We start from the raw sequence: 26,326 nt of genomic DNA on the forward strand, positions 1-26,326 counted from the left end.
ATGACCCCCCTGATTTTCGTCACCGGCGGTGTGGTGTCCTCGCTTGGCAAGGGCATCGCCGCGGCGTCGCTGGCCTCCATCCTGGAAGCGCGTGGCCTTTCGGTCACCATGATGAAGCTCGATCCCTACATCAATGTGGATCCGGGCACCATGAGCCCGTTCCAGCATGGCGAGGTCTACGTCACCGACGACGGCGCCGAGACCGACCTCGACCTCGGCCACTACGAGCGCTTCGTCCACACCCGCCTCACCGGCAAGAACTCCATCACCACCGGCAAGATCTACGAGAGCGTGATCCGCAAGGAGCGCCGCGGCGACTACCTGGGCGCCACCGTGCAGGTGATCCCGCACATCACCGACGAGATCAAGCACTGCATCCACGAGGCCACCCGCGGCTTCGACGTGGCGCTGGTGGAGATCGGCGGCACGGTGGGCGACATCGAGTCGCTGCCTTTCCTCGAAGCCATCCGCCAGCTGCGCATCGAGCACGGCCCGGAGAAGTGCCTGTTCATGCACCTCACCCTGGTGCCGTTCATCAAGGCCGCCGGCGAGATCAAGACCAAGCCCACCCAGCATTCGGTGAAGGAACTGCGCTCCATCGGCATCCAGCCGGACGTCCTGCTGTGCCGCAGCGAGCAGCCGCTGCCCGAGGGCGAGCGCCGCAAGATTGCCCTGTTCACCAACGTGCCCGAGAACGCCGTGATCAGCGCGGTGGACGTGGACGTGATCTACAAGACGCCGTTGTGGCTGCACCAGCAGGGTCTGGACGAGATCGTGGTGAAGCGGCTGGGCCTCGACGCGAAGCCGGCCGATCTTTCCGGCTGGCAGCGCACGGTGGATGCCGTGGTGCACCCGAAGGACGAGGTCAACGTGGCCATCGTCGGCAAGTACGTGGAGCACAAGGACGCCTACAAGTCGCTGGGCGAAGCACTGCGCCACGGCGGCATCAAGCAGCAGACGCGCGTGAACCTGCAGTGGATCGACTCCGAGCAGGTCGAAGCCGAAGGCGCCGCCAAGGTGCTTGGCGGCATGGATGCGATCCTGGTGCCGGGCGGTTTCGGCAAGCGCGGCTTCGAGGGCAAGATCATGGCCGCGAAGTACGCGCGCGAGCATGGCGTGCCGTACTTCGGCATTTGCTACGGCATGCACGCGGCGGTGGTGGATTTCGCCCGCCACGTGGCCGGCCTGGCCGACGCCGACTCCAGCGAGAACGACCGCAACACGCCGAACCCGGTGATCGCGCTGATCACCGAGTGGACCACGGCCGCCGGCGAAGTCGAGCAGCGCACCGAGCGCTCGGACCTCGGCGGCACCATGCGCCTAGGCGCGCAGGAATGCCGCCTCAAGGCCGGCACGCTGGCGCGCGAGATGTACGGCCAGGAAGTGGTGCGCGAGCGCCATCGCCACCGTTACGAATTCAACAACCGCTACCGCCAGAGCTTCGAGGACCAGGGCCTGGTGATCTCCGGCAAGTCGATGGACGACCTGCTGGTGGAGATCGTCGAGCTGCCGCGGCAGAAGCATCCGTGGTTCCTCGGCTGCCAGGCGCACCCGGAATTCACCTCCACGCCGCGCGACGGCCATCCGCTGTTCATCGGCTTCGTGCACGCCGCGCGCGAGTACAAGGCTGTGCGCGACGGGCAGAAGCTGGCGCAGGGAGCCGTGGCATGAAGCTGTGCGGGTTCGAAGTCGGCCTCGACCAGCCGCTGTTCCTGATCGCCGGCCCCTGTGTGGTCGAATCCGAGCAGTTGCAGCTGGATACCGCCGGCAGACTCAAGGAGATCACCGGCAAGCTCGGCATCCATTTCATCTTCAAGTCCAGCTTCGACAAGGCCAACCGTTCTTCCGGCACCAGCTTTCGCGGCTTGGGCATGGAAGAAGGGCTGCGCATCCTCGGCGAGGTGAAGCGCCAGATCGGCGTGCCGGTGCTCACCGACGTGCACGAGTACACCCCGTTCGCCGAAGTGGCCTCGGTGGTGGACGTGCTGCAGACGCCGGCCTTCCTGTGCCGGCAGACCGATTTCATCCAGGCCGTGGCCCGCGCCGGCAAGCCGGTGAACATCAAGAAGGGTCAGTTCCTCGCGCCGTGGGACATGAAGAACGTGGTCGCCAAGGCCAAGGACGTGGGCAACGACGCCATCATGGTGTGCGAGCGCGGCGCCAGCTTCGGCTACAACAACCTCGTTTCCGACATGCGCAGCCTGAGCGCAATGCGCGACACGGGCTGCCCGGTGGTGTTCGACGCCACGCATTCGGTGCAGCTGCCGGGCGGGCAGGGCACGAGTTCCGGCGGCCAACGCGAGTTCGTGCCGGTGCTGGCGCGCGCCGCCGTGGCGGCTGGCGTGGCCGGTCTGTTCGCCGAGACCCATCCCGATCCTTCCAAGGCGCTCAGCGACGGCCCCAACGCGTGGCCGCTGGGCAAGATGGAAGCCTTGCTGGAAACCCTGCTGGAACTGGACACCGTAACCAAGCGCCACGGTTTCCTCGAAAACACTTTGTAAGCCCCGGATCGTCCCCTCTCCAAAACTTTTGAAGGATTGCAGCCGCATGAGTACCGACATCACCCGCATCCACGCCCGTGAAATCCTCGACTCGCGCGGCAATCCCACGCTGGAGGCCGAGGTCACCCTGGCGGGCGGCGGGTTCGGTCGCGCCGCGGTACCCAGTGGCGCCAGCACCGGCACGCGCGAAGCGGTGGAGCTGCGCGACGGCGACAAGTCGCGCTACCTCGGCAAGGGCGTGAAGAACGCGGTGGCCAACGTCAACAACTCCATCGCCAGCGAGCTGAAGGGTTTCGACGCGGCCAACCAGGGCGGCCTGGATGCCAAGCTGATCAACCTCGACGGTACGCCGAACAAGGGCAAGCTGGGCGCCAACGCGCTGCTCGGCGTGTCGATGGCCGCCGCGCACGCGGTGGCGGCGCAACGCAAGCAGGCGCTGTGGCAGTACCTCGCGGAGATCAACGGCACCACCGGCAAGCCCGGCGCGTTGCCGGTGCCGATGATGAACATCATCAACGGCGGCGCGCATGCCGACAACAATGTCGACGTGCAGGAATTCATGGTGCTGCCGGTGGGCGTGCCCAGCTTCGCCGAGGCGCTGCGCGCCGGCGCGGAGATCTTCCATGCGCTGAAGAGCGTGCTGAAGGGCAAGGGCCTCAACACCGCCGTGGGCGACGAAGGCGGCTTCGCGCCGAACCTGCGCTCCAACATCGAAGCGCTGGACACCATCCTGGAGGCCGTCAACAAGACCGGCTACAAGGTGGGCAGCGAGATCCTGCTGGGCCTGGATGTCGCCAGTTCCGAATTCTTCAAGGACGGCAAGTACGACCTGGAAGGCGAGGGCAAGGTCTATACCCAGCATGAGTGGGTGGACGTGCTGGCGAGCTGGGCCAAGCAGTATCCCATCGTCACCATCGAGGACGGCATGGCCGAAGGCGACTGGGACGGCTGGAAGCTGCTCACCGACAAGATCGGCAAGAGCGTGCAGCTGGTGGGCGACGACCTGTTCGTGACCAACCCGGCCATCTTCAAGGAAGGCATCGACAAGCAGATCGCCAACGCGATCCTGATCAAGGTCAACCAGATCGGCACGCTGTCCGAGACGCTGGAAGCCATCGCCATGGCCGACGCGGCGAAGTACGCGGCGATCGTGTCGCACCGCTCGGGCGAGACGGAAGACACCACCATCGCCGACATCTCGGTGGCCACCACCGCCACCCAGATCAAGACTGGTTCGCTGTGCCGCACCGATCGCGTGGCCAAGTACAACCAGCTGCTGCGCATCGAGGAGGCGCTGGGCGCTTCGGCACGCTACGCCGGCCGCCACGCCTTCCCGAATCTCGCCCACCTGCCGGGCTGACGGGAGCGGCTCCGCCCATGCTGCGCTGGGTCGCGCTCGTCCTGTTGCTGCTGCTGATCGGACTGCAGTTGAAACTGTGGTCCGCGCATGGCGGCATGCACGAGGTGGACGCCTTGCGCGTGTCCATCAAGAAGCAGACCGACGAGAACACCCGGCTGCAGCAGCGCAACCAGGCCCTGGCCGCCGACGTGGACGACCTCAAGCACGGCGACCAGGCCGTCGAGGCGCGCGCACGCACGGAACTGGGTCTGATCAAGGCCGGCGAAGTGTTCTACCAGGTGGACAACCAGCCCGCGGGCGCCAGCAGCACCTTGCCCTTGCCGCCGCCGGCCCGGCCCGGCGGCGGCAAGCCATGAGCCCGGCGCCGTTGTGGTGCGTGCTGCCCGCCGCCGGGCGCGGCGCGCGGATGGGCGCGGATCGTCCCAAGCAGTACCTGTCGCTGGGCGGCAAGCCGCTGATCGCGCATACGCTGGAACGGCTGGCCGCGCATCCCTGCATCGCGGGCCTGATGGTCGTGCTCGGCGCACAGGACGCATTCTGGCCCGGCATCGATACCTTGCACGGCAAGCCGGTGCGTACTGCACTGGGCGGCGCCGAGCGCAGCGATTCGGTACGGGCCGGTCTTGAAGCGCTGCCGCCCGAAGTGGGCGAGGCCGACTTCGTGCTGGTGCATGACGCCGCACGCCCCTGCGTGCGTGCCGCGGACATTGCGCGCTTGATCGAGCGCGCTGCGCAAGTCGACGGTGGTCTGCTCGGCGCGCCATTGCGCGACACGCTCAAGCGCGCCAGCGAGGGCGACCTCAGCCTTGCCACCGAGCCGCGCGATCAGCGCTGGCGTGCGTTCACGCCGCAGATGTTCCGTCGCGGCGAACTCGTCGCCGCGTTGCGCGCCGTATCGCGCGACAGCCGCGCGGTCAGCGACGAGGCCATGGCGATGGAGCTGGCCGGCTTCCGGCCGCTGCTGGTCGAAGGCGCCGAGGACAACATCAAGGTCACCACGGCGGCGGATCTCGCGCTCGCCGAATTCCTGCTGACGAGGACGGCATGAACATGCGCATCGGCAACGGTTTCGACGTGCACGCCTTCGGCGAAGGCAACCACGTCACCCTGGGCGGCGTGCACATCGCCCATGTGCGCGGTCTCGTCGCGCACTCCGACGGCGACGTGGTGATCCACGCGCTGTGCGACGCCATCTTCGGCGCACTCGCGATGGGCGACATCGGCAAGCATTTCCCGCCTTCCGACGAGCGCTGGCGCAATGCCGACAGCCGCCAGTTCCTTCGCCATGCCGCATCGCTGATGGCGCTGCACGACTATGCGCTGGGCAACGCCGACATCACCGTGATCTGCGAGTCGCCCAAGATCGGCCCGCACGCGCAAGCCATGCGCGAGAATCTCGCCGCCGACCTCGGCTGCCAGCTCGATCAGATCAGCGTCAAGGCCACCACCACCGAGAAACTCGGCTTCACCGGCCGCGAGGAAGGCATCGCTGCACAAGCTTGCGTGCTGCTCGAAAGGCGCTGAAGCGCAGGCATTTCAAAACTCAGTTCCCAGATACGGCGAGGTGTGGCCGCGGTGCAGGACGTGTCGACGAATGTAGTTCCAACTTCCTCGACATAACTTGCTTGTAGTTCCGGCGGATTGAATAAGGCCATTTCTCTGGGTTACTTCTCTTTGGGCCAGCAAAGAGAAGTAACTCGGGCGCCGGCAGGCGACCGAAACCGCCTTGTTCCTTGCGGCAAACATCATCAAGAAAGCCCGCAGGCGAACAAGGTGCGCAAACGTAAGGTTGCCGCGAGCACCTGCCTCTCACCCCAGCCTTCTCCAAAAGGAGAGAGGGCGCGAACATCCGGATACTTGTCACCCCATGACAACCCAAGAACTCCCCTTCGCCCACGGCCAAACCCCTCCGCTGACAGGCCGCCTGCGCAGCACCCCGGAAGATTTCGTGGTCGAGGAAATCCTCGGCTACGACGCCGACGGCAGCGGCGAACACGCCCTGCTGTGGGTGGAGAAGCGTGGCGCCAACACCGACTGGCTGGCGAAGGAGCTGGCGAAATTCGCGGGCGTGCCGCCGCTGGCCGTGGGCTACGCCGGCCTGAAGGATCGCCACGCGGTCACCCGCCAGGCCTTCACCGTGCAGCTCGCCGGCAAACCCGATCCCGACTGGTCGGCCTTCCCGCACGAGAACGTGAAAGTGCTGGCCGCCACGCGCCACAGCCGAAAGCTGAAGCGCGGCGCCTTGCGCGGCAACCGTTTCGTGCTGGTGCTGCGCGAGGTGCAGGGCGAGCGCGAGCGCGCCGAGGAGGTACTGGCCGCCATCGCCGCACGCGGCGTGCCCAATTATTTCGGCGAGCAGCGCTTCGGCCGCGAAGGCGGCAATCTGGATCAGGCGCGCGCGATGTTCGCGGGGCGTCGGGTGGATCGCGACAAGCGCGGTTTCCTGCTTTCCGCCGCCCGCTCGCAGATCTTCAACAGCGTGCTCGCGACGCGTGTAGAGCGCGGTGCGTGGGATGCGCCGCTGGAGGGTGAAATCTGGTCGCTGGCCGGCTCGCGATCGTGGTTCGGGCCGGAGCCGTACAGCGACGTGCTGGCCGAGCGCCTGGCACGCGGCGATATCCATCCCTCGGGTCCGTTGTGGGGGCTGGGCGAACCACCTGCCACGGGCGAAGCCGGTGCGCTCGAACGCGAAGCTGCCGCTGCGCACGAGGATCTGGCGCAAGGCATCGCTGCCGCGCGCATGGATCAGGAGCGCCGCCCGCTGCGCCTGCTGCCGAAGGACCTGCGTTGGCGCTGGTTGGCCGATGATGCGCTGGAGCTGTCGTTCGAGCTGCCCGCCGGCGCCTACGCTACGGTCGTGGCGCGCGAGGTGGCTGCTGCGTCACTTGCGGTGTAAGCACCGGCGATCACCGCGGGCGTTCGGTGCGGACGCTCTGCCCGAGCGCCCCCCAGAGAGCGGCGACCATCATGCCTGCCGCCAGCAGGAAGGTCATCCGCATCCCCGCAGCGATGGCAGAAGCGTTTGCATGGGCGAACGCTTCGGTTCCGACGCCGAAGGCGAAGACGGCGCCCATCGCGGATGCGCCGGTGATCAAACCGATGTTGCGCGACAGTCCGAGCAAGCCGGAGACGGTGCCGCGTCGATCGACGGGGACGTTTGCCAGCGCGGCCGTATTGTTGGCTGCCTGGAAGAGCTGATAGCCCGGCGTCAGGACGATGACGGCAAGTACGTAGCCGATGACGCCGATCATGTTCGGGACGATCGCCAACAGGAAAGTCCCCGCCACCATGAAGGCAAGCCCGAGAGCGAGCACGGCGGCGCTTCCACGGGCATCGACGAGCCGCCCTGAGGGAACGCCGCTGACGATGGAGATCACGGGACCGATCGCCATGACGAACCCGACCTGCGTTGCCTTCAGGCCGAGACTGAGGCTGAGGTAGAAGGGGCCGACCACCAGCGTCGTCATCATCACCGCGGCGACCAGAAGATTGACGAAGAGATTGGGCGCGAGACTCCAGTTCAACACCGACCACAGGCTCGTCGAAGACGGCCTTATTCGACTTAAGGCATCCGGCAACGTCACGTAGGCAAGAATCAAGGCGACGGCTGCCAGCGGGAACTGAATCCAGAAGATGCCGCGCCATCCCGTCACCGGGATCAGCAGTCCTCCCAGCGACGGGCCGAGCGCCGTTCCCAGTGCCGATACGGTCCCGAGCAAGCCCATGGCTCGTCCCACGCGCGCTTCGATGGCGGTCTCGCGCATGAAGGCCATGGAGAGTGTCATCAGGAAGGCCGCGCCGATGCCCTGGAGCGCCCTGAAGCCGATCAGGAGCCAAAGGTTCGCCGCTGCGCCGCACAGCAGCGAAGCAGCCGTGAATAATCCCAAGCCCGTCATGAGCATGGGTTTCAATCCATGCCTGTCTCCAAGCTGGCCGGCGACGATGACCGAGACCGTCAGGGCCGCGAGATAGGCGACGACGACCGCCTGCACCTGCGCGAACGGTGCGGAAAACGCTTCGGCCAGCGTCGGCAGCGCGATATTGGCGATGCTGGTTCCTAGCGATGCGAGCAGCATCGATAGCGCCAGCGTGATCGTGATGGCCGACTGTCTCTTCTCCGATGTGTGTGCTTTTGCCTGTTCCATCGTGCTGCTCTCTTGCCGTAATTGCGGTTCGGGAGCAGGCTACGACTTCAAGTCAACTTGAGGTCAAGCATGAAATACCTGGATATAGGGGAGGTCTCGGCAAAGAGCGGAATCAAGCCTTCGGCGTTGCGCCATTACGAAGCAGTCGGGCTGATTGCAGCGGTTTCGCGGCATGGACTGCGCAGGCAATTCCTGCCCGAGGTGCTTTTGCAGCTCAAGCTGGTTTCCATGGGCAAGTCGGCCGGATTTTCGCTCGATGAGATCGCCGGCATGTTCGGCAGGAACGGCTTGCCGGATCTGCCGCGTGCCGCGCTCCACCAGAAGGCCGACGAGATCGACCGGCAAATCCGCGAGCTGACGGCACTGCGCAACACGCTCCGGCATGTTGCCGATTGCCCTGCGCCCTCGCATATGGAGTGCCCGACGTTTCGGAGGCTGGTGGACGTGGCAGGCAAGCGCAGCGGAAAGCACGCGAACTCGAAACGAAGGTTGCCCTGAGACAACGGGTGCATCCCATTGCGGATGCCGCCGGCAGAAAGCGAGCCCCAAAACAATGGATCAAGCATCGATAGCCATCGGTACGGGCAACGGTTCTGCAAAGAAACAAGAGCGCGGTGCTTGGTGGATCCGTAGCGTCTCTCTCAACCCTTGAGCAATACGACTACCGCGCCCGTACCGCCTTGGGCAGGCCGTGCGGAAGCGAAAGCCACCACATCGTCGCGGCGCCGCAACAGCCGGTCGGCGAGCGTCTTCAATACCGGACCATGGGCTTTCGAGCGCAGACCTTTGCCGTGGATGATGCGTACGCAGCGCAAGCCGTGATGCTTTGCCTCGGCCAGGAAGTCGGCGATGCTGGCTTGCGCGGCGGCGGCGTTCATCTGGTGCAGATCGATCTCGTCCTGCACGCTGTATTGGCCGCGTTTCAGCTGGCGCAGCAGCTTCGGCGGATAACCGTCGCGCAGGTAACTCAGTTCCTCGCCCACTTCCAGCATGGCCGGGTCGAAAGCCATATCCAGCAATTCGCCAGGCACGGCGGCTTCGTCGGCTTCGAACATGCGCGGTTGCGGCGCGGGTTTGGGCGCCGATGGCGGCGCGGCCTGCGCATCGAAATGGCGCACCTCGCCGATGGCCTCGCGGAACAAGCGGGCGTCGTCTTCGCTGATCGGGGCAGGCGGGCGGCGTTTCATGACCCGATGCTAGCAAGCGACGGTTCGCGCGCAATGCGCCGTCGATCCGTGAAACCGCGGATTCGCTCCGGTAAACTCGGGTGGTTGCAGGGTGTGTACGTCGATTGACGTGCGCTGTGGTCGATACAACACGGATCAGCATGCGAGTTCTTGTCAGCAACGACGATGGCGTGGATGCGCGGGGCATCCATGTGCTTGCCGCGCGTTTGCGCGAAGTGGGCGAGGTGACGGTGGTGGCGCCCGACCGCGACCGTTCCGGCGCCAGCAATTCGCTGACCCTGGATGCGCCGCTGCGCGTACTGCGGATGGAGGACGGTCGCTATCGCGTGGCGGGCACGCCTACGGACTGCGTGCATCTGGCATTGTCCGGCCTGCTCGAGCACGAGCCGGACATCGTGGTGTCGGGCATCAACAACTCGGCCAATCTCGGCGACGACGTGATCTATTCCGGCACGGTCTCGGCGGCGATGGAAGGGCGTTTCCTCGGCCTGCCGGCCATCGCGGTGTCGCTGGCCAGCGACGACCATCGCGGCGAGCACTACGACTCGGCGGCCACCGCGGTATTGCTGCTGATGCGCCGCCTGCTGGTCGACCCGCTGCCGGCCGACACCATCCTCAACGTCAACGTGCCGGATCGGCCGTGGTCGGAAATCCACGGGTTCGAGGTCGCGCGGCTGGGGCGCCGTCATCGCGCCGCGCCGTGCATCGCACAGACCGATCCGCGCGGCCGTCCGATCTGGTGGATCGGTCCGGCAGGCGAAGCCGACGATGCAGGCCCCGGCACGGACTTCGATGCGGTGCGCCGCGGCTATGTCTCCGTCACGCCCATCCATGTCGATCTCACCCGCTATCAGGCGCTGGAAAAGGTGAGCAGCTGGGTGCAGTCGCTGGGCAACGACAAGACCGCTCCCGGCCACAAGGCGGCCTGAGCGATGAACATGCACACGCTGCCCCCATCGGCACTGAAAGGCGAAGGCATGACCTCGCAGCGCGCGCGCGACCGACTCGCCGTGCAGCTCAAGGAAAGCGGCGTCCGCGATGCGCGGGTAATCGACGTGATCCGCAACGTGCCGCGTCACCATTTCATCGACCAGGCGCTGCATTCGCGCGCCTACGAAAACACCGCGCTGCCCATCGGCCACGGCCAGACCATCTCCCAACCCTGGGTGGTGGCGCGGATGACCGAGGCGCTGCTCGAGCATTTCGACGAGCGCAAGGAAAAGCCTGGCCGCGTGCTGGAAATCGGCACCGGCTCCGGTTACCAGGCGGTGGTGTTGGCTGCGCTGGTGGAGCAGGTCTACACGGTGGAGCGCATCGAGGAACTGCTGCGCCAGGCGCGCCGTCGTTTCCGCCAGCTAGGCCTCACCAACATCCGTTCGCGGCACGACGACGGCAAGCTGGGCTGGGCCGACGAGGCGCCGTTCGATGCGGTGATCCTCACCGCTGCGGGCGACAGCATCCCCAGCCGCATCCTCGAGCAGCTCAGTCCGACTGGCGTGCTGGTGGCCCCGGTGGGGTCGCCCAGCAGCCAGGTGCTGATCCGCCTGCGCGGCGACGGGCAGGGCGATTTCGTCCAGGAAGAACTCGGCGCGGTCAGCTTCGTGCCCTTGCTTGGAGGCATCGGCTGATGCGTTTGTTCGGCAAGCTCTACGCCCGCGCGTTGACGTGGGCGCGCCATCCCCACGCCGTTCGCTACCTGTGCGCGCTCAGCTTCGTCGAGGCCTTCATCTTCCCGGTCATGCCGGAGGTGATGCTGGCGCCGATGATGCTCGGCAAGCGGCACAAGGCGTTCTTCTACGCGAACATCAGCCTGGCGTTTTCGCTGCTTGGCGCACTGGTCGGCTACCTGCTGGGGCATTGGGCGTTCGAGGCGTTGAAGCCGCTGCTCGGCACCCTGCATCTCCTGGCGCCGATCGAGCAGGGCGTGCAGAGCCTGCGCACGCAGATGGCGCAACATCGCTGGGGCCTGTTTGGCGTGCTGATCCTCGCGGCGCTGCAACCGGTGGTGCCGATGAAATTCGTGACCTGGGCCTCGGGCATCGTGGGCGTGCCGGTGCTGCCTTTCCTTGGCTGCGTGGCGCTGGGCCGCGGCAAGCGCGTGTGGCTGCTGGCGCTGTTGATCAGATTGTTCGGCGAACGCGCCGAGCACGTCCTGCACAAGTACATCGAGTGGATAGGCTGGGCCGTGCTGGTGGCGCTGGCCGCGTTGCTGGCGTGGTGGATCTGGCGGCGTTGAGCGCATGAAAATACAGGGAGGCCTCGCTATGCTGGCGCGCATGAACCGATACCTTTCCCTTCTGCTGCCCGCCACCGCATGGCTGGCGCTGTCCGCATGCAGCACCGTGGTGGTGGAACCGGCATCGGGACAACAAAACCACGATGCGCGGATCGTGCCTGCAGCGGTCCCGGCGCATACCCCGATTCCCGGCGGCAGCTACGTGGTGGCGAAGGGCGACACGCTGTATTCGATCGCCTTCCGCAACAGCGTGGATTACCGCGACCTTGCGAAGTGGAACGGCATCGACACGTCATACACGATCTGGCCGGGACAGAAGCTGCGCCTGTCGCCGCCGAACGGCAGTGCTCCGGCTCCGGAAGTGGCGACGACGGCCAGGGCGAATCCGCCTCACGTTGCCACCGCGCCAGCCGCACCGTCCGCGCCTGTGTTCGAGAACGTGCAGGCCCAGACATCGGCCCAGCCTCAGCCTGCGCCGCCGCAACCCGGCAATCATGCTGCGCCGATAGCGGCAGCCGCGGCTGGAGCGGCGAGCGTGGCTGCGGTACCGCCGCCGAAGGCCGCCCCAGCGGCCGTCGCGCCGAGCGTGGCATCGACTCCTGTGGCACCGGCGGCTGCGGGCACCGTGGTGCCGGTGGCGGGAGAGCCCAAGCCCGTCGCGCCACCGCCGCCGGCGCCCACGCCGGTGATCGCGAGCGGCCGTTCGAACTCGGCGGGTGGCGTGACGTGGCGCTGGCCGGCCGACGGCCAGATCATCAAGCGCTTCACCCCCGGCGATGCGGTGCCTGGCGTCGAGATCGCCGGCAATGCCGGCGACCCGGTGCGCGCGGCGGCCGACGGCGTGGTGGTGTACAGCGGCAATGGCCTGGTCGGCTACGGCGAGCTGGTCATCATCAAGCACAACGACAGTTTGCTTTCGGCCTATGGGCACAACAGCAAGCGCCTGGTGACGGAAGGCCAGCACGTCAGCGCCGGCCAGGTGATCGCCCAGATGGGATCCAGTGGCGCCTCGCGCGTGGAACTGGGCTTCCAGATCCGCAAAGACGGCAACCCGGTCGATCCGCTCAGTTACCTGCCGGCGAAGTAACGCGGCTTTTATGAAAAGGGCGGCCATGGATGGCCGCCCGTGTGACTTTCGCGCTCAGGGACGAGCGCAAGAGCCAAGCATGAATGCGGCGACCACGCGGCGCCCTTCGCCAGCCAGCAGGTTGTAGGTACGCGCGGCGGCGGCATTGTCCATGACCTCGACGCCGATGCCCTTGCGCAGGAAACCGGCCATGAAGGCGGCGGGCGGGAACGTCTGGCGCGCGCCGGTGCCCAGCAGCACCAGTTCCGGTTGCAGGGCCAGCAGGGCGTCGACGTGTCCGGCATCCAGCGTGCCGGCTTCATGCACGGGCCAGTGCTCGACGGCACGGTCCGGGGCCAGCAGAAAACTGTCGGTGAGCTCGCGGTCGATCAGGGTGATGCCGTTCTCGCCAACACGGCGCACGAACAGGTAACCCTCGGGCCGGTCGAGCGAGAGGTCCATCAGCGGGGCAGGGCGATCTTCGGTTCGTCCGCGTTGCGGCGGAACAGCACGGCGACATGGCCGATCTGCTGCACCGCTTCGGCGCCGGTGCCGGACAGCAGGGTGTCGAGCTGCGCCTGGCGGTCTTCCTTGTCGCCGCCGGAGAGCTTCACCTTGACCAGCTCGTGGATCTCCAGCGCCAGGCCCAGTTCCTTGACCACGGCTTCGCTGGCGCCTTTGTTGCCAAGCAGGATGACCGGGTTCAGGCCATGGGAAAGGCTGCGCAGGTAACGGATCTGCGAGGGGGAGAGGGCCATGCGGCGGCTTCGATTCGCGGGGAGTGAGCGGCAAAGGGTATCATGCGCAACCATCCCCCTGTAGCGATGCTGTCCCATGAGCCGCAGCAAAAGCAGCGCCGGCTGGCTGCGTGAACATTTCAATGACGTCTACGTGAAGAAGGCGCAGGCCGAGGGCGTGCGCTCGCGTGCCGTCTACAAGCTGGAAGAGCTGATCGACCGCGACCGCCTGCTCAAGCCGGGCATGTCCGTGGTGGATCTCGGCGCGGCGCCGGGCGGCTGGTCGCAACTGGTGCGCCAGCGGCTGGGCGACACCGGCAAGGTGTTCGCGCTGGATATCCTGCCGATGCAGGGCATCGCCGGGGTGGATTTCCTCGAAGGCGACTTCCGTGAAGAGAGCGTGCTGCGGGCGCTGGAGGCGCGGTTGGAAGGGCAAAAGGTGGATCTTGTACTGTCCGACATGGCCCCCAATATGAGTGGTGTGGCCATGGCCGACCAGATCCGGGCGATGGCGCTGGCCGAGTTGGCGCTGGATTTTTCCCGGCAATGGCTGAAACCGGGGGGCGCGTTCCTGATCAAGTTGTTCCAGGGAGCGGGCTTCGATGATTACTTGCGCAGCTTGCGCGCGGACTTCTCGCGCGTGACGATGCGTAAACCAAAGGCCTCGCGCGCGCGTTCGCGTGAGGTGTACGCGCTGGCGATCGGCCGCAAGCCGGTCGCGGCGCAAACGGGCGGGAATCGCGCATGAACGAAACAGCGAAACAAGTATTGCTCTGGGTGATCATCGCGGTGGTGCTGTTCACCGTGTTCCAGAGCTTCAACCCGCACGGTGGCGGGTCCTCCAACATGGCCTACAGCGCCTTCGTGCAGAGCGTGGACAACGGCAACGTTTCCAGCGCCGTGATCAGCGCCGATCAACCGGCCGAGATCAGCGGCAAGCTGAAGGACGGTTCCGGCTATCGCACCGTGGCCCCGATGCTGGGCTTCTCCACCAATGCGGTGGTGAAGCAGATGCAGGACAAGGGCGTGGAAGTGCGTCAGGACCCGGCCGAAAGCTTCTCGCTGGTCGGCCTGCTGGTGACCTGGCTGCCGATGATCCTCTTCGTGGGCGTCATCATCTGGTTCATGCGCCAGATGCAGTCCGGCGGCGGCGGGCGCGGCGCAATGAGCTTCGGCCGTTCGCGCGCCAAGCTGCAGGGCGAGGACCAGATCAAGGTCAATTTCAGCGACGTGGCCGGTTGCGACGAGGCCAAGGAAGAGGTCGGCGAACTGGTCGAGTTCCTGCGCGACCCCGGCAAATTCCAGAAGCTGGGCGGCAAGATTCCGCGCGGCGTGCTGATGGTGGGCCCGCCGGGTACCGGCAAGACCCTGCTGGCCAAGGCCATCGCAGGCGAGGCCAAGGTGCCGTTCTTCTCGATCTCCGGTTCGGATTTCGTGGAGATGTTCGTGGGCGTCGGCGCCAGCCGCGTGCGCGACATGTTCGAGCAGGCCAAGAAGCACGCGCCCTGCATCATCTTCATCGACGAAATCGACGCGGTCGGCCGCCATCGCGGTGCCGGCCTCGGCGGCGGACACGACGAGCGCGAGCAGACGCTGAACCAGCTCCTGGTGGAAATGGACGGCTTCGAGGGCAGCGAAGGCATCATCGTGATCGCCGCCACCAACCGCCCCGACGTGCTGGACCCGGCCCTGCTGCGTCCGGGCCGCTTCGACCGCCAGGTGGTGGTGGGCCTGCCCGACGTGAAGGGCCGCGAGCAGATCCTCAAGGTGCATCTGCGCAAGGTGCCGGTGGCTGCCGACGTCGATGCCATGACCATTGCGCGCGGTACGCCGGGCTTCTCCGGCGCCGACCTCGCCAACCTGGTCAACGAGGCGGCGTTGTTCGCCGCGCGCGAGAACGCGCGCGAGGTGCGCATGGTCCATCTGGACAAGGCGCGCGACAAGATCCTCATGGGCGCCGAGCGCCGCTCGATGGCGATGAGCGAGGACGAGAAGAAGCTCACCGCCTACCACGAGGCGGGCCACGCCATCGTCGGTCGCCTTGTGCCCGAGCACGACCCGGTCTACAAGGTCACGATCATCCCGCGCGGTCGCGCGTTGGGCGTCACCATGTATCTGCCGGAAGGTGACCGCTACAGCATGAACCGCGTGGCGATCGAGTCGCAGCTGTGCTCGCTGTACGGTGGCCGTGTGGCCGAAGAGCTGATCTTCGGCACGGACAAGGTCACCACCGGCGCCTCCAACGACATCGAGCGCGCCACCAAAATGGCACGCAACATGGCCACCAAGTGGGGCCTGTCCGACGAACTGGGTCCGATCACCTACGGCGAAGACGAAGACGAAGTGTTCCTCGGTCGTTCGGTGACGCAGCACAAGAGCATCTCCAACGAGACGGCGGGCAAGATCGATGGCGTGGTGCGCAGCATCCTCGATCGCGCCTATGCGCGCAGCACGCAGTTGCTGACCGACAACATCGACAAGCTGCACACGATGGCCGAGGCGCTGCTGCAGTACGAGACCATCGATGCGCGCCAGATCGACGACATCATGGCTGGCCGCCTGCCGGGTCCGCCCGCCGACTGGAACCGCAACGCCAGTGGTGGTTCCACGCCGCCGCCTCCGCCGCCCAAGAGCGGCGACTCCACGGTAGGCAAGATGGGCGATCCGGCGACGCAGAACCGCTCGGGCCTGGATGCCTGAATCGGACGTCTGGGCGTCCAAACGGAAATGGGCGGTTGATTACGCGAAGGGAGCAATGGCATTGCTCCCTTCGTCGTTTCGAACGGACGGCGGCGTGCATGCGGTCAGCCGGGTTCTTCGCGGGATGGACCAGCGGATGGGTCAACGCACCGGCGGGATGCGTGAAAATTTTTCACGAAAAGTGTTGACCTTCGATGCGCGACCCTGAATAATTCCGCTCCTCGCTTCGGCGGCTCGGGAAATCGGGTCGCGGAAGGCAAGTTTCAGTGCGCGCCCGTAGCTCAGTTGGATAGAGTACCTGGCTACGAACTAGGTGGTCGGGAGTTCGAATCTCTCCGGGCGCGCCATTTTGTACTGCAAGGCGAAGCATCCGCGCTTCGCTCTGCATCCCCGGAACGGGCAATGACCGATCCGGGGGATGGTGGGCAAGGTGTCCTGGGCGATGCTCATGGTTTGACGGGTGGTAAGGTCAACCGTAACATTCCAAGGCTCCGTTGATGAAGGCTGTCGCGGGCTCGTTCGGGGTATAGCTCAGTCTGGTAGAGCGTTGCGTTTGGGACGCAAAAGTCGGGGGTTCGAATCCCTCTGCCCCGACCACTGCCTGTTCTGCAATCGGCGTCCGCGCCTGTAGCTCAACCGGATAGAGCATCGGCCTTCTAAGCCGACGGTTGCAGGTTCGAGTCCTGTCGGGCGCACCACTTAACGCTTTCCATGGTGGACGTAGCTCAGCTGGTAGAGTCCCGGATTGTGATTCCGGTCGTCGTGGGTTCGAGTCCCATCGTTCACCCCAAAATTTAGGTTTCAGGGCCGTTAGCTCAGTTGGTAGAGCAGTTGACTCTTAATCAATTGGTCGTAAGTTCGAATCTTACACGGCCCACCAACACCGAAACGCCGACCTCCGTGGTCGGCGTTTCGCTTTGTGGAAGCGGAAAATCGTGGTGCGTTGCGTGCTTGTGCTGCGCCTTGGCGCACCCGTACAATGAACCGCTTTAGCGCTGGGTAATCATCGACTTAGACGATGACTGGCCAGGACACGGCGGCCGGTGCCGCCAATGTCCTGAAAGCTGGGCACGACAGGCGAAAGTGGCGGAACTGGTAGACGCACCAGATTTAGGTTCTGGCGGGTAACCCCCGTGCGGGTTCGAGTCCCGCCTTTCGCACCACGTCGTGATTTCCATGCGCTGCGGGATTGCAGCCATGATGCCCTGCCGGGCGTCACAACAATCAGGTTCCAGGAGACGACATGCAGGTTTCGGTTGAAAGCATCGGCACGCTCGAGCGCAAGCTCACGGTGAAGTTCCCGGCCGAGCGTTACGAAACGCAGGTGAGCGCGCGTATCGCTGAGCTGGGGCGCACGGTGCGCCTGAAGGGTTTTCGTCCGGGCAAGGTGCCGGTGGCTGTCATCAAGCAGCGTTTCGGCGACCAAGTCCGTGGCGAAGTGTTGTCCGACCTGATCGGCAGCACCCTTCGTGAAGCGGTGACGCAGGAGAAGTTGCAGCCCGTTGCCAATCCCGCCATCGATACCACCGGCAAGCCGGAAAACGGCGAGATCGCCTACACCGCCACGTTCGAGGTGATGCCGGAGTTCCCGGCGGTCGACGTTGCCGCGCTGGAGATCAAGCGCCCGCACGCGACGGTGACCGACGCCGACGTGGAGAAGATGCTGGAAACGCTGCGTCAGCAGCGTCGCAGCTTCGAGCAGGTCGAGCGCGCTTCGGCCGAGGGCGATTTCGTGATGTTCGAATACGCCGCGCAGGTCGGCGACTACCGCTTCCCGGCCGAAGGCCAGGAGCGTGCGGGCAGCGTGCTGGGCTCGGGCAACCTGTTCAAGGCGCTGGACGAGGCGCTGACCGGTCGCAAGGCCGACGACAGCTACGAGGCCGACGTCGCCTTCCCGGCGGATTTCCGCAACGAGAACCTGGCCGGCAAGACCGCCAAGGTGGACTTCCGCATCGTCAAGGTGCAGGAGCCGAAGCTGCCGGAGATCGACGCCGAGTTCGCCAAGCTGTTCGGCATTGCCGACGGCGACCTGGAACATTTCCGCAAGGAAGTGCGCGCGAACCTCGACCGCGAGCTGAAGGCCGCGCTGATGGCACGCCTGAAGTCCGAAGTGGCCGAGCAGCTGGCCGACAAGCACGGCTCGCTGGACGTGCCGAAGCTGATGGTGCAGTCCGAGGCGCAGGCCATGGCCGCGGGCAGCGTGCCGCGTGGTCAGCAGCCGCCGCCGCAGCTGATCGAAGCCGCGCTGCCGATGGCGCGCAAGCGCGTGGTCGCCGGCCTGCTGATGGGCGAGATCGCCCGCAAGCAGGAGCTGAAGATCGACCGCACGCGCGTGGCCGAGCAGCTCGCCGCGATCGCCTCGACCTACGAGGAGCCGGAAAAGGTCGTTGAACTTTACAACGGCGACCCCCAGTTGATGTCTGGGCTGCAGAACCGCGTGATGGAAGACCAGGTGGCCGAGTGGGTGGCGGAACACGCCAACACCACCGTGCAGGACCTGAGCTTCGACGAGGTGATGCGCCCCACGGGCGCCTGATATCGGGCGCCGAGCCGTCGGGGCTGGCGCAGGCCAGGCCCGACGGCATAACTTCAGGCACACCAACTCCGGGAGCGCACAGACCGTGGAACCGATTCAGAACCTCAACCTGGTGCCGATGGTGGTCGAGCAGACCGCCCGCGGCGAGCGCTCCTACGACATCTATTCGCGCCTGCTCAAGGAGCGGGTGATCTTCCTGGTCGGCGAAGTGAACGACCAGGTGGCGAACCTGCTGGTCGCGCAGATGCTGTTCCTGGAGTCGGAGAATCCGGACAAGGACATCCACCTGTACATCAACAGCCCCGGTGGTGCGGTCACCGCGGGGTTGGCGATCTACGACACCATGCAGTACATCAAGCCTGACGTCAGCACCATGTGCATCGGTCAGGCCTGCAGTGCCGCGTCGCTGCTGCTGATGGCCGGCGCCAAGGGCAAGCGCTTCTCGCTGCCGAATTCGCGCGTGATGATCCACCAGCCGTCGGGCGGTGCCCGCGGCCAGGCCACCGACATCGAGATCCAGGCCCAGGAAATCCTCTACCTGCGCCGTCGCCTCAACGACATCTACGTGCAGCATACCGGCCAGCCGCTGGACAAGATCGAGCGCGACATGGAGCGCGACCGCTTCATGAGCGCCGAGGCCGCCCGCGAATACGGCCTGATCGATCAGGTGCTCGACCGCCGCACCGTCGAGACGGTCAAATCGGCTTAACTTTTGCGATCATCCCTGATCGCGAAGATCAAACGGGCGGCCATTCATGGCCGCACTCGCCATGGTTTGAGCTAGGGACAAGGGGCTTCGCGTCTGCGGGCAGGCGCGGAGCCCTGTGCTATTCTCGGGCCGCAACCTGAATCACCCACAGTTTTACCAGCGGAATCGAAAGTATGAGCGACGACCGACAGGGGCGTTCCGGCGACAGCGGCAAGATCCTGTACTGCTCTTTCTGCGGCAAGAGCCAGCATGAGGTGCGCAAGCTGATCGCGGGTCCGTCCGTGTTCATCTGCGACGAGTGCGTGGAGCTTTGCAACGACATCATCCGCGAGGAGCTGGAGGAGAAGGCCGCCTCCGGCCGCACTCAGCTGCCCAAGCCCAAGGAAATCCGCGAGTCGCTGGACCAGTACGTGGTGGGCCAGGCCCGCGCCAAGAAGGCGCTGGCGGTGGCGGTGTACAACCACTACAAGCGCATGGAGTCCCGCCAGAAGGGCGACGACGTCGAGCTGGGCAAGTCCAATATCCTGCTGATCGGCCCCACTGGTTCGGGCAAGACCCTGCTGGCCGAGACGCTGGCGCGCCTGCTGAACGTGCCGTTCACCATCGCCGACGCCACCACGCTGACCGAAGCGGGCTACGTGGGCGAGGACGTCGAGAACATCATCCAGAAGCTGCTGCAGAAGTGCGACTACGACGTCGAGAAGGCGCAGTCGGGCATCGTGTACATCGACGAGATCGACAAGATCTCGCGCAAGAGCGAGAACCCGTCGATTACTCGCGACGTGTCGGGCGAAGGCGTGCAACAGGCGCTGCTCAAGCTGATCGAAGGCACGCTGGCCTCGGTGCCGCCGCAGGGCGGGCGCAAGCATCCGCAGCAGGAATTCCTGCAGGTGGACACCAAGAACATCCTGTTCATCTGCGGCGGCGCGTTCGCGGGGCTGGAGAAGGTCATCCAGCAGCGTTCCGAGAACACCGGCATCGGTTTCGGCGCCGAAGTGCGCAGCAAGGAGCGCACGCAGAATCTCGGCAAGGTGCTGGCCGACGTGGAGCCGGCGGACCTGGTGCGTTTCGGCCTGATCCCCGAGTTCGTCGGCCGCCTGCCGGTGATCGCCACGCTGGAGGAGCTGGACGAGCCGGCGCTGGTGAAGATCCTCACCGAGCCGAAGAACGCCGTCACCAAGCAGTTCAAGAAGCTGTTCGAGATGGAAGAGGTGGAGCTGGAGTTCCGCCCGGAAGCGCTGCAGGCCATCGCCCGCAAGGCGCTCAAGCGCAAGACCGGTGCCCGCGGCTTGCGCACCATCCTCGAGCAGGTGCTGCTGGACACCATGTACGAGCTGCCTTCGCTGGAACACGTCAGCAAGGTGGTGGTGGACGACGCGGTGATCGAAGGCCAGGCCGAGCCCTACCTGATCTATCGCGGCAACCTGCAGCAGCGCGCGGCGGGCGAGGGCGGCGACGCAGCCTGATCGCACCGTGTGTCCACAGACACGGCTCCGGCGTCCGCGCCGGGGCCGTTTTGTTTTATCGGCGTGCGGAGCATCCGTCGGATTTTCGCGGCCATGCGCGATCGCAAAAAACAGAAAGTGCAGGGTGGACCACGGCTTGCCCGATTCTCGTGAACAAGGACGTTCGCAGGACCGGCATCGCTTGAGTAATCCCCGCATCGCCTCCACTTGACGTGAAATGATGCCCGGCGCAGTGTCGGGCTCGTCCCATCGGATTCCGCGAGAAAAGCCCCATGGCCAAAAACACCCCTACGCCCGTCATGCTCGATGCGCTGCCCGTGCTGCCGCTGCGCGACGTGGTGGTCTATCCGCACATGGTGATCCCGCTGTTCGTGGGCCGCGACAAATCCATGCGCGCATTGGAGCGCGCCATGGAAGGCGAGCGGAAGATCCTGCTGGTGGCCCAGCAGAGCCCGGACATCGACGATCCGGCGGTGGGCGACCTGCACCAGATCGGCACGCTGGCCAGCGTGCTGCAGCTGCTGAAGCTGCCCGACGGCACCGTGAAGGTGCTGGTCGAGGGCCAGTCGCGCGTTTCCGTCGAGGGCTGCCATGAAGACGGCGGCATGCTGGTGGCGCGTTCGCGTGTGATCGAGCCCGTCTATGGCGCCAAGGAGCGCGAGCTGGACGTGGTATCGCGCACCCTGATCTCGCTGTTCGAGCAACTGGTGAAGCAGAGCCGCAAGCTGCCGCCGGAAGTGCTGGCCAGCCTGTCCGGCATCGAGGATCCCTCGCGCGTGGCCGATTCCATCGCCGCGCACCTGTCGGTGCGCATGGCCGACAAGCAGAAGGTACTGGAAACCGCCGACGTGGGCGAGCGGCTGGAGCTGCTGATCGGCCTGGTCGACGGCGAGATGGACCTGCAGCAGGTGGAGAAGCGCATCCGCGGCCGCGTGAAGTCGCAGATGGAGAAGAGCCAGCGCGAGTACTACCTCAACGAACAGATGAAGGCGATCCAGAAGGAACTGGGCGAGGGCGAGGACGGCCCGAACGAGGTCGAGGAGCTGCAGAAGAAGATCGAGAACGCCGGCATGCCCAAGGCGGTGCTGGCGAAAGCGCGCGCGGAATTCGGCAAGCTGCGCCAGATGTCGCCGATGTCGGCCGAGGCCACGGTGGTGCGCAACTACCTGGACTGGCTGGTCGGCGTGCCGTGGAAGAAGCGCAGCAAAGTGCGCAAGGATCTCGCATTGGCGCAGGAAGTGCTGGATGCCGACCACTTCGGCCTGGAGAAGGTCAAGGAGCGCATCCTCGAATACCTCGCCGTGCAGCACCGCGTGTCGGTGATGAAGGGGCCGATCCTGTGCCTGGTCGGGCCGCCCGGCGTGGGCAAGACCTCGCTCGGCCAGTCCATCGCCAAGGCCACCAACCGGAAATTCGTCCGCATGTCGCTGGGCGGCGTGCGCGACGAGGCCGAGATCCGCGGCCACCGCCGCACCTACATCGGCTCGATGCCGGGCCGCATCGTGCAGAACCTCAACAAGACCGGCAGCAAGAACCCGCTGTTCGTGCTCGACGAGATCGACAAGATGTCGATGGACTTCCGCGGCGACCCGTCCTCGGCGCTGCTGGAAGTGCTCGATCCCGAGCAGAACCACGCGTTCAACGACCATTACCTTGAGGTTGACCTCGACCTTTCCGAGGTGATGTGGGTCGCCACCGCGAATTCGTTGAACATCCCCGGTCCCTTGCTCGACCGCATGGAGGTGATCCGCATTCCGGGCTACACCGAGGACGAGAAGCTCAACATCGCGCAGAAGTACCTGCTGCCCAAGCAGATCAAGGCGAACGGCCTGAAGCCGGAAGAAGTGAGCATCGCGGAAGAGGCCGTGCGCGACATCGTGCGCTACTACACGCGCGAATCCGGCGTGCGCAACCTCGAGCGCGAGGTGTCCAAGATCTGCCGCAAGGTGGTGAAGGAACTCACCCTGGGCGAGGTGCAAAAGGCCAAGGGCAAGGCGGCGAAACCGGCGGCGGCCAAGAAGACCGCCAAGGCCAAGGCAAAGGCCGTGACAGCGGTACGCGTGGACTCGTCCAACCTCGACCACTACCTCGGCGTGCGCCGTTTCGACTTCGGCCGCAAGGAGTTGCAGAACGAGGTGGGCCTGGTTACCGGCCTCGCCTGGACGCAGGTGGGCGGCGAGCTGCTCAGCATCGAAGCGTCCGTGGTGCCCGGCAAGGGGCGGTTGGTGCATACCGGTCAGCTCGGCGACGTGATGAAGGAATCGATCCAGGCCGCGTTGTCCGTGGTGCGCGCACGCGTGGACCGGCTGGGCATCGACCCCGAGTTCCACCAGAAATTCGACATCCACGTGCACGTGCCCGAAGGCGCCACGCCGAAGGACGGCCCCAGCGCCGGCATCGGCATGTGCACCGCGCTGGTGTCCGCGCTGACCAAGGTGCCGGTGCGTTCGGAAGTGGCGATGACCGGCGAGATCACCCTGCGTGGCCGCGTGCTGCCGATCGGCGGCCTCAAGGAAAAGCTGCTGGCCGCGCATCGCGGCGGCATCACCACGGTGGTCATTCCCGAGGACAACAAGAAGGACCTGGCCGACATGCCGGCGAACATCACCTCGTCGCTGGAAATCCATCCGGTGCGCTGGATCGACGAAGTGCTCGACATCGCGCTGGAGCGTCCGCTGCAGCCGAACGAGGCGAAGCCGGAATCGCACGCCACGCACGAAGAGCAGCCATCGGACGGCGACGAGTCGGATTCGCACATCCGTCCGCATTGAAGCGGTTGCCGGTGCAGGCGCCGTCGAATCGTGTACCGGTTCGCGGCGCCTCATGCTTTCATGTCTTCCGAAAACTCCGCAAGTGTCGTGAGGCATTTTTCGACGAGTCGGCGGCAGAGTTTCCGCAACCGCTGCACGTGGCCTGAAAACCTTGCTGCAGCTTGTATTGCGGTGTTCGGCGAGGCGCTGGTATAAAGGTGAAACCGCAATCCCGGCGCCTGCTGCATGTGTCCGTGATGCGGGGTTGCGTTACGGCGCCCAGCGGGTACCAACCATCCATGGCGACTGAGTGCGCCCCTGTCGCGGGGCGGGCCTGCCGCAAAACGTATAAGGGAGCTATCAATGAATAAAACCGATCTGATCAATGCCATCGCCGACAAGGCCGAACTGACCAAGGCCGATGCCGGTCGTGCGTTCGACGCGTTCGTCGAAGTCGTGCAGAAGTCCCTGAAGAAGGGCGAGGATGTGTCGGTGGTGGGTTTCGGTACCTTCACCGTGCGCAAGCGTGCCGCCCGTACCGGTCGCAATCCGCGTACCAACGAGACGATCAAGATCAAGGCTTCGAAGGTTCCCGCCTTCAAGGCTGGCAAGACGCTCAAGGACGCCCTAAACTGAGCAGCTTACGCTCGGTTTCGGGTGCTTAGCTCAGCGGTAGAGCACCGCCCTTACAAGGCGATGGTCGTAGGTTCGATCCCTACAGCACCCACCAGAAATTCGTGGAGCGGTAGTTCAGTCGGTTAGAATGCTGGCCTGTCACGCCGGAGGTCGCGGGTTCGAGTCCCGTCCGCTCCGCCACGGTTTGCAAGGGCGCCCCAGCGGCGCCCTTGTTGTTTGGAATCCGGCCGGATGTGTTTCCGGCCGACGCAGGCTGGTTCGTGCAACGGCGCCGAGTGCGCAGGTCAACAAGTGGCAGGAAGGTAGGGGTAGGCAATGCTGCAGGCAATGCGTAACAAGATGCACGGATGGCCCGCCGCCGTCCTTCTCGGCCTCGCCACTTTCGCGATGTCGTTCTTCGGCATCGAGGGCTACATCGCGTCGCGCGCCGACACCTACGTGGCGAAGGTCGGCAAGCACGAGATCAGCCAGCAGGACTTCCAGGAGCGCATGAACCAGCTGCGCCAGCAGATGAGCGCGGAGCAGGGCGACAGCTTCGACGCGGATGCGTTCGAGAAGCCGGACATGAAGCTGAAGGTGCTGGACGGCATGGTCGACCAGCAGCTTCTGCTGAAGGCGAACGAGGACTGGGGCATTCGCGTGCCGGACCAGTCCATTCGCGACTACATCGCCAACATCCCCGCATTCCAGGTCAACGGCCAGTTCGACCCCAACATGTATCGCACCGTGCTGGCCGAGCAGCGCAAGACGCCGGACATGTTCCAGGACGACATCCGCGCTTCGCTGGCCACGCAGGCGCTGCCGAACGCGGTCGACGCCAGCACCATCGTCACCGACGAGGAAATGAACCATTACCTCGACCTGCGCATGCAGCGCCGTGACATCAGCTACGCCGTGCTGCCCAAGCCGCAGCCCGCCGACGCCAATGTCACCGATGCGCAGATCGCCGATTACTACAAGGGACATCTCGCGGATTTCATGAACCCCGAGCAGGTGTCGCTGCAGTACATCGAAGTGAAGGGCAGCGACCTCAAGCCGGACGCGCCGCCCAGCGACGCCGACCTGATGAAGCGCTACGAGAACGAAAAGCAGCGCTTCGTGCAGCCCGAGCAGCGCGAGGTGTCGCACATCCTGGTCAACGTGCCTGCCAACGCCACGCCCGACCAGCAGAAGGCCGCGCTGGCCAAGGCCGACAAGATCGCGGCCGAAGCCACGCCGGACAACTTCGCCAAGCTGGCCGCGCAGGATTCGGACGACCTGGGTTCGAAGCGCCAGGGCGGCGACCTTGGCTGGCTGCAGAAGGGCGTGACCAATGCCGCCTTCGACACGGCGATGTTCGCCCTGAAGAAGGGCGAGATTTCCAAGCCGGTGCTGACGCCGGACGGCTACGACGTCCTCTGGCTGCGCGATGTCCGCAGCGGCGACGCCAAGGCCTTCGCCGAGGTGCGCGACCAGCTGCTGGCCGAAGCCACCGCCGGCGATAAGGACCGCAAGTACAACGAAGTGGCCGGCAAGCTGTCGGACAACACCTATCAGAACCCCTCGTCGTTGGAACCTGCCGCGCAGGCGCTGGGTCTGCCGATTCAGACCACGGCGCTGTTCCCGCGCCAGGGCGGCCAGGGCATTGCCGCCAATCCCAAGGTGATCAAGGCGGCCTTCGGCAGCGACGTGCTCGCGCAGGGCAACAATTCCAACCTGGTCGAGCTCGGCAACGACGACGCCGTGGTGCTCCGTGTGGCGCAGCATGTGGCGTCCGCGGCCAAGCCGCTGGCTGAAGTGCACGCCGCCATCGCGAAGATCATTCTCGACCAGCGCATCGCCGCGGCCGCGAAGGTACAGGCCGACGGGTTGCTGGCACGCCTGAACAAGGGCGAGACGCTGGCGGCGGTGGCCGCTTCCGACCATGCCGACGTGAAGAGTGTGACGGACGTGGTGCGCGTCCAGCCGGACCTGCCTGCGGCACTGCGTGACCAGGCTTTCCTGTTGCCGCACCCGGCCGGCGGTAAGCCGCAGTACGCTGCGGTGGACATGCAGGACGGCAGCTATGCGCTGCTGGCCGTGGACAAGGTGCAGGGCGCCGATCTTTCCAAGTTCACGCCCCAGGATCAGGACATGCTGCGCCAGCAGATGACGCAAGCTTACGGCGCCGTGATGACGCAGGAGCTGATCAAGACCCTGCGCAACAGCACCGAGGTCAAGATCGCCAAGGACCGCATGTAAGTCACGAGCGGTTTGCAGCAAACGACAAAGGCGGCCTCAAGGCCGCCTTTGTCGTTTGTGTCCGCTGCGTTGCCCCG

24 protein-coding genes and 8 tRNA genes are annotated in these 26,326 nt (G+C 65.4%); 28 read left to right on the forward strand and 4 right to left on the reverse strand.

The annotated features are described in order from the left end of the window. From IHE46_RS04850 to truD, 7 genes are all read left to right on the forward strand, one after another. On the forward strand, positions 1–1,671 hold the full coding sequence (locus tag IHE46_RS04850) for a CTP synthase (RefSeq protein ID WP_192163493.1): 1,671 nt from the start codon (positions 1–3) through the stop codon (positions 1,669–1,671). Then, on the forward strand, positions 1,668–2,501 hold the full coding sequence (gene kdsA, locus IHE46_RS04855; protein ID WP_192163494.1) for a 3-deoxy-8-phosphooctulonate synthase: 834 nt from the start codon (positions 1,668–1,670) through the stop codon (positions 2,499–2,501). Before IHE46_RS04850 ends, kdsA begins: the two co-directional genes overlap by 4 nt. A 46-nt stretch (positions 2,502–2,547) precedes the next feature. Next, on the forward strand, positions 2,548–3,861 hold the full coding sequence (gene eno, locus IHE46_RS04860) for a phosphopyruvate hydratase (protein WP_192163495.1): 1,314 nt from the start codon (positions 2,548–2,550) through the stop codon (positions 3,859–3,861). A gap of 17 nt (positions 3,862–3,878) precedes the next feature. Beyond that, positions 3,879–4,217 carry a cell division protein FtsB gene (gene ftsB / locus IHE46_RS04865; protein WP_192163496.1) on the forward strand — a complete coding sequence of 113 codons (339 nt, stop codon included), beginning with the start codon at positions 3,879–3,881 and terminating at the stop codon, positions 4,215–4,217. Then, positions 4,214–4,909: a 2-C-methyl-D-erythritol 4-phosphate cytidylyltransferase gene (gene ispD / locus IHE46_RS04870; RefSeq protein ID WP_192163497.1), complete on the forward strand. Its 696-nt coding sequence runs from the start codon at positions 4,214–4,216 to the stop codon at positions 4,907–4,909. Before ftsB ends, ispD begins: the two co-directional genes overlap by 4 nt. Before the next feature lie 2 nt (positions 4,910–4,911). Further along, positions 4,912–5,385: a 2-C-methyl-D-erythritol 2,4-cyclodiphosphate synthase gene (gene ispF / locus IHE46_RS04875; RefSeq protein WP_192163762.1), complete on the forward strand. Its 474-nt coding sequence runs from the start codon at positions 4,912–4,914 to the stop codon at positions 5,383–5,385. A gap of 343 nt (positions 5,386–5,728) precedes the next feature. After that, on the forward strand, positions 5,729–6,757 hold the full coding sequence (truD, locus tag IHE46_RS04880) for a tRNA pseudouridine(13) synthase TruD (RefSeq protein ID WP_192163498.1): 1,029 nt from the start codon (positions 5,729–5,731) through the stop codon (positions 6,755–6,757). Positions 6,758–6,767: 10 nt separating this feature from the next. Here truD and IHE46_RS04885 read toward each other — a convergent pair whose 3' ends face one another. Further along, a complete protein-coding gene (locus IHE46_RS04885) occupies positions 6,768–8,006 on the reverse strand; it encodes an MFS transporter (protein WP_192163499.1) in 1,239 nt (412 codons plus the stop codon). A 69-nt stretch (positions 8,007–8,075) separates the two neighbouring features. On the opposite strand from IHE46_RS04885, the gene IHE46_RS04890 reads away from it, so the two are divergent. Further along, positions 8,076–8,504, forward strand: coding sequence for a helix-turn-helix domain-containing protein (locus IHE46_RS04890; protein WP_192163500.1), 429 nt, complete (start codon positions 8,076–8,078; stop codon positions 8,502–8,504). A gap of 143 nt (positions 8,505–8,647) precedes the next feature. Here the strand turns inward: IHE46_RS04890 and IHE46_RS04895 are convergent, their stop codons facing one another. Continuing rightward, entirely contained in the window at positions 8,648–9,193 is a 546-nt protein-coding gene (locus IHE46_RS04895) for a Smr/MutS family protein (protein WP_192163501.1), read from the reverse strand. A 140-nt stretch (positions 9,194–9,333) separates the two neighbouring features. Between IHE46_RS04895 and surE the strand changes: the two genes are divergently transcribed. The 4 genes from surE to IHE46_RS04915 are packed head-to-tail and all read left to right on the forward strand — an operon-like array spanning position 9,334 to position 12,516. Further along, positions 9,334–10,122: a 5'/3'-nucleotidase SurE gene (surE, locus tag IHE46_RS04900; RefSeq protein ID WP_192163502.1), complete on the forward strand. Its 789-nt coding sequence runs from the start codon at positions 9,334–9,336 to the stop codon at positions 10,120–10,122. A 3-nt stretch (positions 10,123–10,125) separates the two neighbouring features. Beyond that, positions 10,126–10,821 carry a protein-L-isoaspartate(D-aspartate) O-methyltransferase gene (locus IHE46_RS04905; RefSeq protein ID WP_192163503.1) on the forward strand — a complete coding sequence of 232 codons (696 nt, stop codon included), beginning with the start codon at positions 10,126–10,128 and terminating at the stop codon, positions 10,819–10,821. After that, complete coding sequence (locus IHE46_RS04910; protein ID WP_192163504.1) at positions 10,821–11,429, forward strand: DedA family protein; 609 nt, start codon at positions 10,821–10,823, stop codon at positions 11,427–11,429. The genes IHE46_RS04905 and IHE46_RS04910 overlap by 1 nt, the downstream gene beginning before the upstream one ends. 4 nt (positions 11,430–11,433) lie before the next feature. Next, the gene (locus IHE46_RS04915; protein ID WP_225562800.1) at positions 11,434–12,516 is read left to right on the forward strand and encodes a peptidoglycan DD-metalloendopeptidase family protein; all 1,083 of its coding nucleotides are present in this window, start codon (positions 11,434–11,436) and stop codon (positions 12,514–12,516) included. 54 nt (positions 12,517–12,570) lie between these two features. Here IHE46_RS04915 and IHE46_RS04920 read toward each other — a convergent pair whose 3' ends face one another. Then, the gene (locus IHE46_RS04920) at positions 12,571–12,957 is read right to left on the reverse strand and encodes an Mth938-like domain-containing protein (protein WP_192163505.1); all 387 of its coding nucleotides are present in this window, start codon (positions 12,955–12,957) and stop codon (positions 12,571–12,573) included. Continuing rightward, a complete protein-coding gene (gene yhbY, locus IHE46_RS04925) occupies positions 12,957–13,253 on the reverse strand; it encodes a ribosome assembly RNA-binding protein YhbY (protein WP_192163506.1) in 297 nt (98 codons plus the stop codon). Before yhbY ends, IHE46_RS04920 begins: the two co-directional genes overlap by 1 nt. Before the next feature lie 76 nt (positions 13,254–13,329). On the opposite strand from yhbY, the gene rlmE reads away from it, so the two are divergent. The 16 genes from rlmE (at position 13,330) to IHE46_RS05005 (ending at position 26,249) form a co-directional block, all read left to right on the forward strand. Further along, positions 13,330–13,980 (forward strand): 23S rRNA (uridine(2552)-2'-O)-methyltransferase RlmE, encoded by a 651-nt coding sequence (rlmE, locus tag IHE46_RS04930; protein WP_192163507.1) that lies wholly within the window; start codon positions 13,330–13,332, stop codon positions 13,978–13,980. Then, complete coding sequence (gene ftsH / locus IHE46_RS04935) at positions 13,977–15,932, forward strand: ATP-dependent zinc metalloprotease FtsH (RefSeq protein WP_192163508.1); 1,956 nt, start codon at positions 13,977–13,979, stop codon at positions 15,930–15,932. The genes rlmE and ftsH overlap by 4 nt, the downstream gene beginning before the upstream one ends. A 270-nt stretch (positions 15,933–16,202) precedes the next feature. Next, positions 16,203–16,279, forward strand: a tRNA-Arg gene (locus tag IHE46_RS04940). Positions 16,280–16,452: 173 nt separating this feature from the next. Further along, a tRNA-Pro gene (locus IHE46_RS04945) sits at positions 16,453–16,529 on the forward strand. 24 nt (positions 16,530–16,553) lie between these two features. Continuing rightward, positions 16,554–16,630, forward strand: a tRNA-Arg gene (locus IHE46_RS04950). A gap of 16 nt (positions 16,631–16,646) precedes the next feature. After that, positions 16,647–16,722 (forward strand) — tRNA-His (locus IHE46_RS04955). 14 nt (positions 16,723–16,736) lie between these two features. After that, positions 16,737–16,812, forward strand: a tRNA-Lys gene (locus IHE46_RS04960). A 197-nt stretch (positions 16,813–17,009) separates the two neighbouring features. After that, a tRNA-Leu gene (locus IHE46_RS04965) sits at positions 17,010–17,095 on the forward strand. A gap of 80 nt (positions 17,096–17,175) precedes the next feature. Continuing rightward, complete coding sequence (gene tig / locus IHE46_RS04970; protein WP_192163509.1) at positions 17,176–18,468, forward strand: trigger factor; 1,293 nt, start codon at positions 17,176–17,178, stop codon at positions 18,466–18,468. Positions 18,469–18,553: 85 nt separating this feature from the next. Next, positions 18,554–19,177 carry an ATP-dependent Clp endopeptidase proteolytic subunit ClpP gene (clpP, locus tag IHE46_RS04975; RefSeq protein ID WP_343229988.1) on the forward strand — a complete coding sequence of 208 codons (624 nt, stop codon included), beginning with the start codon at positions 18,554–18,556 and terminating at the stop codon, positions 19,175–19,177. Between the two features lie 173 nt (positions 19,178–19,350). Further along, the gene (gene clpX / locus IHE46_RS04980; protein ID WP_192163510.1) at positions 19,351–20,643 is read left to right on the forward strand and encodes an ATP-dependent Clp protease ATP-binding subunit ClpX; all 1,293 of its coding nucleotides are present in this window, start codon (positions 19,351–19,353) and stop codon (positions 20,641–20,643) included. Between the two features lie 272 nt (positions 20,644–20,915). Beyond that, positions 20,916–23,414, forward strand: a complete 2,499-nt coding sequence (lon, locus tag IHE46_RS04985; RefSeq protein WP_192163511.1) for an endopeptidase La — start codon at positions 20,916–20,918, stop codon at positions 23,412–23,414. A 342-nt stretch (positions 23,415–23,756) separates the two neighbouring features. Then, positions 23,757–24,029, forward strand: a complete 273-nt coding sequence (locus IHE46_RS04990; protein WP_192106112.1) for an HU family DNA-binding protein — start codon at positions 23,757–23,759, stop codon at positions 24,027–24,029. A gap of 19 nt (positions 24,030–24,048) precedes the next feature. Next, positions 24,049–24,123, forward strand: a tRNA-Val gene (locus IHE46_RS04995). Positions 24,124–24,132: 9 nt separating this feature from the next. After that, positions 24,133–24,209, forward strand: a tRNA-Asp gene (locus IHE46_RS05000). A gap of 135 nt (positions 24,210–24,344) precedes the next feature. Then, positions 24,345–26,249 carry a SurA N-terminal domain-containing protein gene (locus IHE46_RS05005; RefSeq protein ID WP_192163512.1) on the forward strand — a complete coding sequence of 635 codons (1,905 nt, stop codon included), beginning with the start codon at positions 24,345–24,347 and terminating at the stop codon, positions 26,247–26,249. Positions 26,250–26,326: the final 77 nt, after the last annotated feature.

Origin of the sequence: Rhodanobacter sp. DHG33 (assembly GCF_014843005.1) — a bacterium.
In the GTDB taxonomy this organism is placed as follows: domain Bacteria; phylum Pseudomonadota; class Gammaproteobacteria; order Xanthomonadales; family Rhodanobacteraceae; genus Rhodanobacter_A.

Bases quoted from the DNA above. Each gene is read 5' to 3' on its own strand.
- IHE46_RS04850 (WP_192163493.1), top strand. From the start codon at position 1: ATGACCCCCCTGATTTTCGTCACCGGCGGTGTGGTGTCCTCGCTTGGC.
- kdsA (WP_192163494.1), top strand. From the start codon at position 1,668: ATGAAGCTGTGCGGGTTCGAAGTCGGCCTCGACCAGCCGCTGTTCCTG.
- eno (WP_192163495.1), top strand. From the start codon at position 2,548: ATGAGTACCGACATCACCCGCATCCACGCCCGTGAAATCCTCGACTCG.
- ftsB (WP_192163496.1), top strand. From the start codon at position 3,879: ATGCTGCGCTGGGTCGCGCTCGTCCTGTTGCTGCTGCTGATCGGACTG.
- ispD (WP_192163497.1), top strand. From the start codon at position 4,214: ATGAGCCCGGCGCCGTTGTGGTGCGTGCTGCCCGCCGCCGGGCGCGGC.
- ispF (WP_192163762.1), top strand. From the start codon at position 4,912: ATGCGCATCGGCAACGGTTTCGACGTGCACGCCTTCGGCGAAGGCAAC.
- truD (WP_192163498.1), top strand. From the start codon at position 5,729: ATGACAACCCAAGAACTCCCCTTCGCCCACGGCCAAACCCCTCCGCTG.
- IHE46_RS04885 (WP_192163499.1), bottom strand. From the start codon at position 8,006: ATGGAACAGGCAAAAGCACACACATCGGAGAAGAGACAGTCGGCCATC.
- IHE46_RS04890 (WP_192163500.1), top strand. From the start codon at position 8,076: ATGAAATACCTGGATATAGGGGAGGTCTCGGCAAAGAGCGGAATCAAG.
- IHE46_RS04895 (WP_192163501.1), bottom strand. From the start codon at position 9,193: ATGAAACGCCGCCCGCCTGCCCCGATCAGCGAAGACGACGCCCGCTTG.
- surE (WP_192163502.1), top strand. From the start codon at position 9,334: ATGCGAGTTCTTGTCAGCAACGACGATGGCGTGGATGCGCGGGGCATC.
- IHE46_RS04905 (WP_192163503.1), top strand. From the start codon at position 10,126: ATGAACATGCACACGCTGCCCCCATCGGCACTGAAAGGCGAAGGCATG.
- IHE46_RS04910 (WP_192163504.1), top strand. From the start codon at position 10,821: ATGCGTTTGTTCGGCAAGCTCTACGCCCGCGCGTTGACGTGGGCGCGC.
- IHE46_RS04915 (WP_225562800.1), top strand. From the start codon at position 11,434: ATGAAAATACAGGGAGGCCTCGCTATGCTGGCGCGCATGAACCGATAC.
- IHE46_RS04920 (WP_192163505.1), bottom strand. From the start codon at position 12,957: ATGGACCTCTCGCTCGACCGGCCCGAGGGTTACCTGTTCGTGCGCCGT.
- yhbY (WP_192163506.1), bottom strand. From the start codon at position 13,253: ATGGCCCTCTCCCCCTCGCAGATCCGTTACCTGCGCAGCCTTTCCCAT.
- rlmE (WP_192163507.1), top strand. From the start codon at position 13,330: ATGAGCCGCAGCAAAAGCAGCGCCGGCTGGCTGCGTGAACATTTCAAT.
- ftsH (WP_192163508.1), top strand. From the start codon at position 13,977: ATGAACGAAACAGCGAAACAAGTATTGCTCTGGGTGATCATCGCGGTG.
- tig (WP_192163509.1), top strand. From the start codon at position 17,176: ATGCAGGTTTCGGTTGAAAGCATCGGCACGCTCGAGCGCAAGCTCACG.
- clpX (WP_192163510.1), top strand. From the start codon at position 19,351: ATGAGCGACGACCGACAGGGGCGTTCCGGCGACAGCGGCAAGATCCTG.
- lon (WP_192163511.1), top strand. From the start codon at position 20,916: ATGGCCAAAAACACCCCTACGCCCGTCATGCTCGATGCGCTGCCCGTG.
- IHE46_RS04990 (WP_192106112.1), top strand. From the start codon at position 23,757: ATGAATAAAACCGATCTGATCAATGCCATCGCCGACAAGGCCGAACTG.
- IHE46_RS05005 (WP_192163512.1), top strand. From the start codon at position 24,345: ATGCTGCAGGCAATGCGTAACAAGATGCACGGATGGCCCGCCGCCGTC.